Raw genomic sequence first — 11,891 nt, forward strand, 5'->3', positions numbered from 1 at the left:
TCGTACGGCTTACGGGGTGTCCGTGCCCCTCACCTGTGCGCGCCGGTAGACGAACCAGCCGCCCGCCGTGAGCAGCGCGGCCACCGCCGCCACGCTCAGGACGGTGACACCGGTGGAGGCGAGGCTGCCGCCGGTGGTGGTGGTGGTCGTCGTCCCGCTGGAGGTGGATCCGCCCGTGGTGGAACCGGAGCTCGAACCGCCGGTGCTGCTGGTACCACCGGACGTCGTGCTTCCGCCGGTGCTGCCACCGTCCGTACCGCCGGTGTCGCCGTCGTCGGTGCCGACGGGGTCCTGGCCGACGAAGGCGACGGGCACCTTGACGTCCTGGGAGCGGTCGCCGGAGAGGGTGTGGTCGGCGCGGGTGGCCAGGACGCAGGTCACCTCGAAGCAGTCGGTGTACTCGTCCTTGGCGTCGACGGTGAGCTCGACCTCGAAGGTGCCGTCCTCGCCGTACGGGATCGCCAACTCCTCGCCGTAGTCCGGCGGGTTGGAGCTGATCCACGCGGAGGAGTGGGAGGCGCCGGTCATGTCGACGCCGCCGATGCACGGGGTGGGCAGTTCGCCGTCGCCGTTGTCGACGCACAGGGCGACGTAGATGCCCTTCTCCTCGTCGTAGCCGGAGCCCTTGACCTTCAGGGTCTGGTCCTCGGTGGCGAGGTTGTTGACCGGGGTGACGGTGAGCTTCTGGCCTTCGGATCCGGTGACCGTCTTGGTGCCGGAGGGTTCGGTGTCCTCGCCGCCGTCGTCGCCTCCGGTGGTGGTGCCGCCGTCGCCGCTTGCCTCCGTGACGGTCAGTGTGATCGGTGAAGTGCGGGTGGTGCCCACGGAGTTCTTGAACTCGGCGCGGTACGCGTAGTCGTCGTGCGCCGCCTTCGCGGTGAAGGTGTACGCGTTCTGAGTCGCGCCCTCGATCGCGGACCAGGTCTGGCCGCCGTCCGAGCTGACCTGCCAGCTCACGGTCGGCTCCGGGGTGCCCTCGGCCGCCGCGACGAACGTGACCTCGTCGCCGGGGGCGGCGGACCGGTCGGTGGGCGACTGGACGACCTTGGGGGACATCCGGAGGTCGAGCTTGACGACCTTGCTCTCCGCGGCCCTGGTGAGGTAGACGGACGTGGCGCCGGGGGTGACGGCGACGCCCGCGTAGACGCCGACCCTGACGCTGCCCGGGAGGGCGACCGCGGCGGCCGCCGGCTGGAAGGTCGCGCTGTCGAGGATCTGGAGGGATCCGATGTTGTCGGTGGTGCCGTCGGAGACGTCCTCGCTCAGCACGAAGGCCCGTCCGGTGGTCTTGTCGAAGGTCACCGCCATGGCCCGGTCCGCACCCGTCAGGGTGGTCAGCAGCTTGGCGTCCTTGTCGAAGACAAGCACCGAAGTGCCGTTGCCCACCCAGACATTGCCGGTGGCCGGGTCCGGCTCGACGAAGGTGAGGACGTCGGCGGGGATTTCGGCCGTGGCGGTGACGTCGAAGGTGGCGGTGTCGACTCGGCGCAGCACCGGCTTGCCCTCGGCGGTGCCGACGGACCAGGCAGCGCCGTGGGCGGCGTCCACACCGAGTTCGGCTCCGCCTTCAAGAGTGGCGGTGTCCTTGACGGTGCCGGTGGCGATCTCGACACGGCGCAACTCGGGTCCAGCCGCGACCAGGACGGTGGAGGTGTCGGCGTCCTGGCCGATGCCGGTGAAGGTCGCGCCGGTGAACCAGACGCCCTGCGCGACGGTGTCGCCGTCCTTGGCGGTGCCTATGCCGCGCAGCGGGTAGTGGAAGACCACTCCGCCGCCGGCGAGCGGGGCGGCGATCCGGCGGACCACGCGGTTGGCCATCGCGCCGTTCAGGCCGGGGGCCTGCGCGATGTGGCTGAGGACCTTGCCGTCCTTCGAGTCCAGGACGTACAGGCCCTGCTCGGCCACGTCCGCGGTGTCGGGGATGTTGTCCGAACCGACGTACAGCTTCCCGGAGTCGGGGTGCAGCAGAAGGTCGAGGGGGCGTCCCGCGGTGGTGTACTCCGCCGACTGGACGTAGCTGACCGTGCCCGGCGGGACGTCCACGCCGTCACCGTCGTCTCCGTCACCGGGGTTCTGGCCCTCGAAGGTGATCGGGATGCGGACGTCCTGGGAGCGGTCGCCGGAGCCGTTGTGGTCGACACGGGTGACGACCGAGCAGGCGACCTGGAGGCAGTCGAGGCCGCTGTCCTTGGCCTTGACGCCCAGCTCGACATCGAAGGTGCCGCCCTCGCCCCACCGGATCGCGACCCCGCCCGCGCCCTCGTCCGAGGCGTCCCTGGGGATGATCCAGATCGAGGAGCCGCTGCCCCCTGTCTGGTCGGCGCCGCCGAGGCAGGGGGTGGGAACGCGGTTGTCGCCGTTGTCCTTGCACACGGCGACGTAGATGCCCTTGTCCTCGTCGTAGCCGGAGCCGGTGACGCGGAGTTCCTCGCCGTCCGGGTCCAGGTTGGCGGAGGCGGAGACGGTGAGCTTCTGGCCGTCCTTGCCGAGAGCTGTCTTCGGGGTGTCGGCGGCCTGGGCGGCCGAGCCGACGGTGACGGCCACGGCTCCGGCAGCCACCAGGGCGACGGCTCCCAGGAGCGCCGCGGAGCGTCTGAAGCGGGTTCTGGTCCTGTCGTCCCGCCGCTGCCGGTCGGGGCTGTCGTCTGTCATGAAGGGTTCCTCGGGTGACGGATGATCACTGGGTGGAACGGGCCGGCCGGAAGGGCCGGCCCGCGTGACCGGTCGCGCTTACGAGCGCTTAGTTGAAGGTGACCGGGACGTGCACGTCGTACTTGCGGTCGCCGCTGTCGAAGTGGTCGGCGCGCGTGACGATGGCGCAGTCGACGTCCTGGCCGCAGACGCTGCCGTCGTCGAGGGTGGCCTGGACGTAGATCTGCACGCTGAAGGTGCCGCCGGTGCCGAACTTGGAGCTGTTGGCGAACAGGCCGCCGAAGACGTTGTTGATCCAGTGCGAGGCGCCGGTGGCGCCGGTCTCGTCCTGGCCGCCGAGGCAGGGGGTGGGCTTGTTCGCGCCCGCGGCGCCGTCGACGACACAGAGGCCGACGTAGATGCCCTGGCTCGTGTTGTAGCCGGAGCCCGTGACGGTGACGACCTGGCCCGCTCCGGCGACCGTGTTCGGTGCGGTCAGCGACAGGTTGTAGGTGGTGGTTCCGTCGACGATCGTGCGGGTCGAGTTGGCGGCGGAGGCCGAGGTGGCCAGGCCGAGGGTCAGCGCGGCGGAGGCGACGACGGCGAGACCCGCGCGGGCAGCGGTACGGGCGGACGGAACAACTCTCATGGGGAAGAGCACCTTTCTCGGTGTCAGAAAGCCGGACGGGCCGCGAACCCATCCGTAACTTAGGTAAGGCATACCTAAATATGAATTTCTGTCAGTTGTCAACGGAAGGCAAAGAAATCCCAACTACCGGCAAGGGGACGGGAGTTGGGCATGCCTCGGAGCGGACCCGGCGGGTCCGCTCCTTGTCGGCGTTGGATCAGCCCGCCGCCCGCACCAGGAACTGCGCGACGGCGCTGCGCGCCCCGTTCACGGTGTACAGCTCGACCGTGTGCGCGCCCTCGACCGCTGAGGCGTACACCGGGAACGTCCGGGAGACCCGGCCCTCGGCGTCGGCCACCGTCTGGTACCGGGTGTCCTCGTCGATCGCGACAAGGACCACTTCTCCCGGCTCGAACCCCTCACCCGTGACGCCCTGTTCGGCGCCCGCGGTCAGATCGGCGAGGGCCACCGCCGCCGAGGGACCGGCCCCGTCGGCCGTCTGCTCCGGCGCCGCCTGTTGTCCGTCCGGGGCGGTGGCGCCCGGCGACGCCTGCGGCGCCTCGTCGGGCTGCGCGGGTTTCTCGGACGCACCGCCCGTGGACCCCGTTCCCACGGTCACGTCGAGTGTGCCGAGACCGTCCCCCGCCGCGAACCGCTGCCCGCTCCAGGTGGACAGCAGCCGCGCACCCTCGTCCGTGAGGGACGCCCGCAGCCCGGTCCAGGTCACCCCGCCATCGCGTACGGCGGGTTCGGCGCCGTCCGACCGTACGCCGGCCAGGGCGAAGTCCCGTTCCTGGCCGTCGAGTTCGGTCCGTACGTACAGCGCGCCGCCGCCGTCCTCGATGCTCAGCCGCAGGTCGTCGAGGAGCAGGGTCCCGGCAGCCTCCGCGGACCCCGTGAGGCGGGCGGTGCCGCCGAGGTCGATGTCCGCGTCGCCGGTTCCGGGGTCCGTTCCGCCGCCGGTGGCGGGGAACCAGGTCCGGTCCGCGGACCCTCGTACGGCGGGCGCGACGGCGTCCAGCGACACTCCGTGACCTGACAGCGCCGCGGAGGCCGTCGCCCAGCTCACATAACCTCCGGACACCTCGCGCGGGAACGCGTCCCCGTCCTGCGCCGCCGCCATGCCCGGGCAGAGCAGCGCGAACAGGGCGCCGCCCGCCAGGACTACCGCACTGGGTCTTTTCCTCACCTTGAAACCCCTCCTCAACATCCGAGCCCCCGCTGGAATGTGACGCTTCGTCAGCCTGTGCTCGCGTCGCCCAGTTGCCCGGCACGGCGCCGACGCGCCCAGAACCAGGTCCCGGCTCCGACCGCGACAAGGCCGGCCGCGGTGAGTCCGAGCGGCATGGCGAGATCGGCACCGGTGCTAGCCATCGAGCCGTCCGAGGAGTTCGTCGAACTCCCGGTACCGGCCGTGCCGTTGGTCGTCGAGCCTGATCCGGCGGTCGCGGTCGACGACGGTTCGGCCGACGCCGTGTCACCGCTGTCACTGCTCGCGCCGCCGCCGAACGTCACCGGAATCCGGACCGTCTGACTCTGATCCCCGCCGCGTGTGTGGTCGTTGCGGGTGATGACGGAACAGGTCACGCCGGACTTGGTGCAGTCGGTGTTCGCATCCTTGGCGCGCACCTTGATCTGCACACTGAACGAGCCCTTGTGCGCGCTGCCCGTGTACGGCTTGGCCAGCCCCTCTCCGTACGACGGCGGATTGGAGGAGACCCAGACCGAGGCCCCGGAGTCGCCGGTCATGTCCACCCCGCCGACGCAGGGCGTGGGCGTCTTGCCCGCTCCGTTGTCCACGCAGAAGGCGACGTAGATGCCCTTCTCCGTGTTGTAGCCGGAGCCGGACACGGTCACCGTCTCGCCCGCTTCAGCGAGGCCCGAAGCCTTGGAGACGGAGAGTTTCTGGCCCTCGGGTCCCGTCGCCGAGGCACCCGCGGCGAACGCCGGCGAAGCCGCCGGAAGCACCAGGACGACCGTGGCCGCGGCCACAGCGGGCCACGCAAACCGCCTGCCGCGCAGGCCACTTGCGAATTTCATGTCTACACCCCCACCACGAGTTCCTAAGGTAAACCTAACCTAAGCTATTGATCAACTGTGCGATACCGACGGGCGACCCGAAAGGCCGAGCGATGCGCATGTCCGGAAGACCCCAACAGCCCCCGCGGCACCGGGGCCCAGCCGTCCTGGCCCTGACCCTGGCCCTCGCGCTGCTCACGGGCGCCTGCGCGGGCGACTCCGGCTCCTCGGGGGCGGATCCGTCCCCGGCCTCCGCGAGCGAGCGCGCCGCGGCGGCCGAGAAGCAGCTCGCGAAGAACACCGTCGTACCCCTCGAAGGCAAGGCGCCCGTACCGGAGTTGCCCGTCACCGTCGACTCCTCCGACGGGCGCGAAGTCACCGTCGAGGACGCCTCCCGCATCCTGCCCCTCAACGGCGGTGTGGCGGAGATCGTCTTCACCCTCGGGCTCGGCGACCGGGTCGTGGGGCGCGACATCACCGCGACGTTCGAGGAGGCGAAGAAGCTCCCGCAGGTCACCAAGGCACACGATGTCAGCGCGGAGAGCGTGCTCTCCCTGCACCCCACCGTGGTGCTCGCCGACACCGACACCGGCCCTAAGGAGGCGATCGACCAGATCCGCGACGCCGGCGTCCCCGTCGTCGTCCTCGACCCGGCCACCGAACTGGCCGACGTCGCGACGCGGACCACGCGCATCGCCGAGGCCCTCGGCGTTCCGGCGGCAGGCAAGGCCCTCAACTCCCGTATCGGCCAGGAGCTCTCGGCGGCCCGGGCGGTCGTCCCCGAGGGCAGCCAGCCCAAGGTGGCCTTCCTGTACATGCGCGGCAGTGCGGCCGTCTACCTCATGGGGGGCAAGGGGTCGGGCGCGGACTCGCTGATCGAGGCGGCGGGCGCGGTGGACGCGGGTGTCGACGCGGGCCTGGACAAGCCGTTCACCCCCCTCACCGGCGAAGCCCTCGTCAAGGCGCAGCCCGACGTGATCCTGATGATGACCAAGGGCCTGGAGTCGGTCGGAGGAGTCGACGGGCTTCTCGACGTCCCCGGCATCAAGGAGACCCCGGCCGGGCTGGACCGGCGGATCGTGACCCTGGAGGACGGGGTTCTACTGAGCTACGGGCCGCGCACTCCCCTGGTCATCGACATCCTCGCCGACCGCCTCCATCGCACGTGAGCCCGTGACCCGCGTATCGCCACCAGGGCCCGGAGTTCCCGGCCCGCGTACCGCCACGAGAGGCCCGGAGTTCCCGACAGACTGTCGGGAACAGATTGACTTAGGTAAGCCTAAGTAGGAGGATCTGAGCTGTCGACGCGGCCCTTCGCGGCCGCTGCCCACTTCTTCCCCATCCTTCGTCCCCTTTCATTCCCTTTTCGTGCGCCTGGAGGCCCTCGTGAATGCCCGTGCCGTCACCGCCGACGCGACTCCGTTCTCGGTGCTGATCCGCACCGCGTCGCACGACCAGCACACCGAGGCGGAGAACTCCGGGTTCATGAGCGACCTGCTCGGCGGCAGGCTCGGCCTCGACGCGTACGCGCGCTACACCGAGCAGCTGTGGTTCGTTTACCGGGCGCTGGAGGCCTCGGCCGAGGCGCTGGCGGGCGACACGGTGGCCGGGCCCTTCATCCGGCCCGAGCTGTTCCGGGTGGCGGAGATCGAGCGCGACCTCGCGCATCTGCGGGGTGCCGACTGGCGCGAGACGGTCAGCGCGCTGCCGTCGACACAGACGTACGCGGCGCGGGTCGAGGAGTGCGCGCGCACGTGGACAGCCGGGTATGTCGCGCACCACTACACCCGGTACCTCGGCGATCTGTCGGGTGGCCAGATCATCCGCGGTACGGCGGAGAAGACCTGGGGCTTCGCACGCAAGGGCGACGGGGTCCGCTTCTACGTCTTCGAGGGCGTCGGGAACCCGGCGGAGTTCAAGCGGGACTACCGCGCGCTGCTCGACGCGATCGCGGTGGACGACCTGGAGAAGCAGCGCGTCATCGAGGAGTGCAACCGGGCCTTCGCCCTCAACGGGGCGGTATTCCGGGAGCTGGGCGAGGAGTTCAGGCCCGCCGCCTGAGTGCGCGCAGGCCTGCCCGGCCGCGGGACATGACGCCGGCGACGGGGTCGACTGACCGGTGAACCGCTGGGCGGGCTCCGGTCCCGGCCGGTACGGCCCGCGCACCGGCCAGGTGCCGAACTCCCCCGTCGATCAGTGAACAGCTCCAGCCAGGAGGCGAAGTGACCGCCCTCGACAGCCCCGCACAGTCCGGCGAAGCCGCCGGGCCCGGGCCCAAGACCGAAACCGGGCCGAGCGCGCCCGGGATCGAGCCCGCACCCATCGACCGGCGCAGACGCGGCGCCGCCTGGCTGCTCACGGTCGGCATGATCGCCGCCCTCGTCGCCCTCGTCCTGGCCTCCGGCGCCCTCGGCGCCTACCCCATCCCGACCGGCGACGTCCTCGGCTCGATCCAGCACAGGATCGGGCTCGGCGGAACCTCCCTGGACCGGGTCGCCGAGTCGGTTCTGTGGAACGTCCGTTTCCCCCGTATCGTCCTCGCGCTGCTCGTCGGCGCCTCGCTCGGCTGCGCGGGCGCGCTCATGCAGGGTGTCTTCGGCAATCCGCTCGCCGAACCCGGCGTCATCGGCATCTCCTCCGGCGCGGCGGTCGGCGCCGTCTGCTGCATCTCGCTGGGCCTGAACTTCTTCGGCAACTGGACCGTCTCCGCCTGCGCGTTCGTCGCAGGACTCGCCACGGTCCTGCTCGTGTACGGGATGTCCCGCTCCGGGGGCCGCAGCGAGGTCGTCACGCTGATCCTGACCGGCATCGCCGTGAACGCCTTCGCGGGCGCGATGATCGGCCTGTTCATCTTCTTCGCGGACACCGCAGCCGTGAACCAGATCGCCTTCTGGCAGCTCGGCTCCCTCTCCCAGGCCACCTGGCCCAAGGTCCTCGCGGTCCTGCCGTGCGCCCTCGTGGGCCTGGCCGCCGCCCCGTTGTACGCCCGCCGCCTCGATCTGCTCTCGCTCGGTGAACGCCCGGCCCGCCACCTGGGCGTGGACGTCGAACGGCTGCGTCTCGTCCTCGTCCTGGTGATCGCGCTGCTGACGGCCGCCGCCGTCGCGGTCTCCGGGATCATCAGTTTCGTCGGCCTGGTCGTCCCGCACCTGCTGCGCATGGCCGCGGGCCCCGGACACCGCTTCCTCATCGCGGGCAGCGCGCTCGGCGGAGCGGTCGTCCTGCTCGCCGGGGACCTGGCCGCCCGCACCCTGGCCGCACCCGCCGAACTCCCGCTCGGCGTCCTCACCGCGTTCCTCGGCAGCCCCGTCTTCTTCTGGCTGCTGCGCCGCACCCGCCGTACGCAAGGAGGCTGGGCATGAGATCCCTCTTCGCCGCCACCCGCCACCGTTCGCTGCCCGAGCCCTACGAGCCCGGAAGCACCGTCGCCGAGGCACGCGGTCTCCATGTGCGACTCGGCTCCCGCGACGTCCTGACCGGCATCGACCTCACCGTCCGGACGGGCGAGGTGCTGGCCCTCGTCGGCCCCAACGGTGCCGGGAAGTCCACGCTCCTCGCCGCCCTCGCCGCCGACCTGGCACCGGATGCGGGAGAGGTACTGATCTGCGGCCGTGACGCCCGTACCTGGCCGCCCGCCGAACTGGCCCTGCGCCGCGCGGTGCTGCCCCAGTCGGCCGCCCTCGCCTTCCCGTTCCCGGTCGAGGAGGTCGTACGGATGGGCCGGGCCCCGTGGGCAGGCACACCGCGCGAGGAGGACGACGACAGCGCCGTCGCCCGTGCCCTGGCCGCCACCGAGACGACCGGCTTCGCCGCCCGTTCCTTCTCCGCGCTCTCCGGTGGCGAGCGGGCCCGGGTCGCCCTGGCGCGCGTACTCGCCCAGCGGACCCCGCTGCTCCTGCTCGACGAGCCCACGGCCGCCCTCGACCTGCGCCACCAGGAACTCGTCCTGCGTGTCTGCCGGGAGCGGGCCGCGGCCGGCGACGCCGTCGTGGTCGTCCTGCACGATCTGGGCCTGGCCGCCGCGTACGCCGACCGCGTCGCCGTCCTCCACGACGGCCGCACCGCCGCCGACGGACCGCCCGCCGACGTCTTCGAGGCCGGGCTCCTCACCCGTGTCTACCGCCAGCCCGTCGAGGTCCTGCCCCACCCGCGCACCGGCGCACCGCTCGTGCTGCCCGACCGTTCCGTGTGAGCCCCGGTACCGCACAGGCCGGGCCCCCGTCGAGGGGGCCCGGCCTTCGTTGTGCTTACTGGAAGTCGATCGGGACGTGGACGTCGTAGTTGCGGTCGTTGGTGTCCGTGTGGTCGGCGCGGGTGACGACGGCGCAGTCGACGTCCTGGCCGCAGACGCTGCCGTTGTCGAGGGTGGCCTTGACGAAGATCGTGGCGGTGAAGGTGCCGCCGGTGCCGAAGGTGGAGCTGCTGGGGAGCGAGCCGCCGCCGGCGTTGGACACCCAGTAGGAGGCGCCGGTCGTGCCGGTCTCGTCCTGGCCGCCGAGGCACGGGGTGGGCTTGGCCTCACCGGGGTCGCCCGTGACCACACACAGGCCGACGTAGATGCCCTGGCTCGTGTTGTACCCGGAGCCCGTGACGGTGATGACCTGGCCTGCCGCGGCGGCCGAATCCGGTGCGGTCAGCGACAGGTTGTAGGTGGTGCTCCCGTCGGTGATCGTGCGGGTCGAGGTGGCGGCGGAGGCCGAGGTGGCCAGGCCGAGGGTCAGCGCGGCGGAGGCGACGACGGCGAGACCCGCGCGGGCGGCGGTACGGGCGGACGGAACAACTCTCATGGGGAAGAGCACCTTTCACGGCGTCAGGAAAAGCCGGACGGGCCGGTCGGTCGACTCACCACGCCCGTCCGAACTTAGGTAAGGCATACCTAACAACACCCGTGCCTCAACTGTCAACAATTGGCAAAGTGACTCCAACTCACCCCGCACGCAAAGGGAGTTACGACAAACACCCACAAGCACCTTGAGTCGAACCGGAATCGAAACACGTCAGAAGCGTTGACGTGCCCCTGCCCGAAACTTATCTTCTGGTCGGACACCCGCACAGCGTTCGTAATCCCGAACAACTGGCCGTCAAAGGGGACTTGCCGTGTTCCGCATCCGTCACTGGTTCGCCCTGGGCGCCGTACTCCTGGCCCTGCTCGTGTCACCGGTCACCGCCCAGCCCGCCGCCGCGGCCGCCGGCCAGCCGTATACCAACCCGGTCAAGGCGCAGAAGGGCGCCGACCCCTGGCTGGAGTACTACAACGGCAACTACTACCTGGTGACCACCTCGTTCACCAACGAGCTGACCATGCGCAAGTCCCCGACGCTCGCCGGCCTGGCCACCGCGCCCAGCGTCCAGGTGTGGTCGGACACCACCGCAGGGCGCAACGCGAACTTCTGGGCACCGGAGATCCACTTCCTCAACGGCAAGTGGTACCTGTACTACTCGGCCGCGCCGAGCGGCGTCGCCTGCTGCGACTCCCAGCGCACGCACGTCCTGGAGAGCGCGGGCACCGACCCGATGGGCCCGTACACGTACAAGAACACCCTCACCGGGTCCAATCTGAACCCCGGGGGCTGGCTGATCGACGCCAGCGTGCTCGAACACGGGGGCAGCCTCTACCTGGTGGGCAGCGGTTCGGCCAACGGCAGCGCGCAGAGCCTGGTCATCGCCCCGATGAGCAACCCGTACACGCTGAGCAGTTCCACGTTCACGGTCATCTCCAGTCCCACGCTGAGCTGGGAGACGTCCGGCGCCCCGGTCAACGAGGGCCCCGAGCCGCTGTATCACGGCGGCAGGACCTTCCTGACTTTCTCCGCGAGCTACTGCCAGACCGCCGACTACAAACTGGGGCAGCTGGAACTGACGGGCAGCAACCCGCTCTCCGCCGCGTCCTGGACCAAGAAGCAGACGCCGGTCTTCCAGCGCAATGACGCGGCCGGGGTCTACGGTCCTGGCCACAACGGGTTCTTCACCTCACCGGACGGCACCGAGAACTGGCTCGTCTACCACGCCAACAGCTCGGCGAGCGGCGGCTGCGGCAACGGACGCACCACCCGGGCACAGAAGTTCACCTGGAACGCGGACGGCACCCCGAACTTCGGCACCCCGGTGGCGACCGGCACCACCCTCCCCGGCCCCGCAGGGGAAACGGCGACCACACCGACCGCGTACACCCTGGTGAACCGCAACAGCGGCAAGTGCCTTGACGTCGCGGGCGGCAACACGGCCGACGGCACCAACATCTTCCAGTGGACGTGCAGCGGCGGCGCCAACCAGAAGTGGCGGATCGAGGACCTCGGCACCGACACCAGCCGCCTGGTCAATGTGGCCACCGGCAAGGTCGCGGACACCGCCGACTGCTCCACCGCCGACGGTGCCGACATCCGGCAGTGGTCCTGGCTCAACAACAACTGCCAGAAATTCAGGCTCATTTACACCGGCGGCGACTACGTCCGGATCGTCAACGCCAACAGCGGCAAGGTCGCCGACGTCGCCGACTGCTCCACGGCCGACGGCGCCGACGTACGCCAGTGGACCTGGCTCAACAACAACTGCCAGCAGTGGCGCCTCCAGCCCACCACCGCCTGACCGCCACCGACCCAGGAGTGAGTACCCC

At 70.6% G+C, this 11,891-nt stretch carries 10 protein-coding genes; 5 read left to right on the forward strand and 5 right to left on the reverse strand.

Annotated elements, in window-relative coordinates; all coding sequences use genetic code 11:
* Nucleotides 1-9 precede the first annotated feature (9 nt).
* The 4 genes from OG266_RS09205 to OG266_RS09220 form a co-directional block, all read right to left on the reverse strand.
* Nucleotides 10-2,652, reverse strand: a complete 2,643-nt coding sequence (locus OG266_RS09205) for an immunoglobulin I-set domain protein (RefSeq protein ID WP_371544445.1) — start codon at nucleotides 2,650-2,652, stop codon at nucleotides 10-12.
* 88 nt (nucleotides 2,653-2,740) lie between these two features.
* Complete coding sequence (locus OG266_RS09210; protein WP_371544446.1) at nucleotides 2,741-3,280, reverse strand: hypothetical protein; 540 nt, start codon at nucleotides 3,278-3,280, stop codon at nucleotides 2,741-2,743.
* Nucleotides 3,281-3,476: 196 nt separating this feature from the next.
* Nucleotides 3,477-4,448, reverse strand: coding sequence for an HtaA domain-containing protein (locus OG266_RS09215; RefSeq protein ID WP_371544449.1), 972 nt, complete (start codon nucleotides 4,446-4,448; stop codon nucleotides 3,477-3,479).
* A 50-nt stretch (nucleotides 4,449-4,498) separates the two neighbouring features.
* Nucleotides 4,499-5,299, reverse strand: a complete 801-nt coding sequence (locus OG266_RS09220; RefSeq protein WP_371544452.1) for a hypothetical protein — start codon at nucleotides 5,297-5,299, stop codon at nucleotides 4,499-4,501.
* A 98-nt stretch (nucleotides 5,300-5,397) separates the two neighbouring features.
* Between OG266_RS09220 and OG266_RS09225 the strand changes: the two genes are divergently transcribed.
* From OG266_RS09225 to OG266_RS09240, 4 genes are all read left to right on the forward strand, one after another.
* Nucleotides 5,398-6,447, forward strand: a complete 1,050-nt coding sequence (locus tag OG266_RS09225; protein WP_371544454.1) for a hemin ABC transporter substrate-binding protein — start codon at nucleotides 5,398-5,400, stop codon at nucleotides 6,445-6,447.
* A 217-nt stretch (nucleotides 6,448-6,664) separates the two neighbouring features.
* Nucleotides 6,665-7,339 carry a heme oxygenase (biliverdin-producing) gene (locus OG266_RS09230; RefSeq protein ID WP_371544455.1) on the forward strand — a complete coding sequence of 225 codons (675 nt, stop codon included), beginning with the start codon at nucleotides 6,665-6,667 and terminating at the stop codon, nucleotides 7,337-7,339.
* Nucleotides 7,340-7,644: 305 nt separating this feature from the next.
* Entirely contained in the window at nucleotides 7,645-8,640 is a 996-nt protein-coding gene (locus tag OG266_RS09235) for an iron ABC transporter permease (RefSeq protein ID WP_323178381.1), read from the forward strand.
* Nucleotides 8,637-9,470, forward strand: a complete 834-nt coding sequence (locus OG266_RS09240; RefSeq protein ID WP_329544811.1) for a heme ABC transporter ATP-binding protein — start codon at nucleotides 8,637-8,639, stop codon at nucleotides 9,468-9,470. The genes OG266_RS09235 and OG266_RS09240 overlap by 4 nt, the downstream gene beginning before the upstream one ends.
* A 55-nt stretch (nucleotides 9,471-9,525) precedes the next feature.
* Here OG266_RS09240 and OG266_RS09245 read toward each other — a convergent pair whose 3' ends face one another.
* Nucleotides 9,526-10,065, reverse strand: a complete 540-nt coding sequence (locus tag OG266_RS09245) for a hypothetical protein (RefSeq protein ID WP_371544460.1) — start codon at nucleotides 10,063-10,065, stop codon at nucleotides 9,526-9,528.
* A gap of 310 nt (nucleotides 10,066-10,375) precedes the next feature.
* Between OG266_RS09245 and OG266_RS09250 the strand changes: the two genes are divergently transcribed.
* A complete protein-coding gene (locus OG266_RS09250) occupies nucleotides 10,376-11,863 on the forward strand; it encodes a family 43 glycosylhydrolase (RefSeq protein WP_371544463.1) in 1,488 nt (495 codons plus the stop codon).
* The last annotated feature ends 28 nt before the right edge of the window (nucleotides 11,864-11,891 follow it).

Source organism: Streptomyces sp. NBC_00554 (genome assembly GCF_041431135.1).
In the GTDB taxonomy this organism is placed as follows: domain Bacteria; phylum Actinomycetota; class Actinomycetes; order Streptomycetales; family Streptomycetaceae; genus Streptomyces.

What these genes read in the sequence shown, in the direction of transcription:
- OG266_RS09210 (WP_371544446.1), bottom strand. Translation starts at nt 3,280, where the DNA reads ATGAGAGTTGTTCCGTCCGCCCGTACCGCTGCCCGCGCGGGTCTCGCC.
- OG266_RS09235 (WP_323178381.1), top strand. Translation starts at nt 7,645, where the DNA reads ATGATCGCCGCCCTCGTCGCCCTCGTCCTGGCCTCCGGCGCCCTCGGC.
- OG266_RS09220 (WP_371544452.1), bottom strand. Translation starts at nt 5,299, where the DNA reads ATGAAATTCGCAAGTGGCCTGCGCGGCAGGCGGTTTGCGTGGCCCGCT.
- OG266_RS09225 (WP_371544454.1), top strand. Translation starts at nt 5,398, where the DNA reads ATGTCCGGAAGACCCCAACAGCCCCCGCGGCACCGGGGCCCAGCCGTC.
- OG266_RS09205 (WP_371544445.1), bottom strand. Translation starts at nt 2,652, where the DNA reads ATGACAGACGACAGCCCCGACCGGCAGCGGCGGGACGACAGGACCAGA.
- OG266_RS09245 (WP_371544460.1), bottom strand. Translation starts at nt 10,065, where the DNA reads ATGAGAGTTGTTCCGTCCGCCCGTACCGCCGCCCGCGCGGGTCTCGCC.
- OG266_RS09240 (WP_329544811.1), top strand. Translation starts at nt 8,637, where the DNA reads ATGAGATCCCTCTTCGCCGCCACCCGCCACCGTTCGCTGCCCGAGCCC.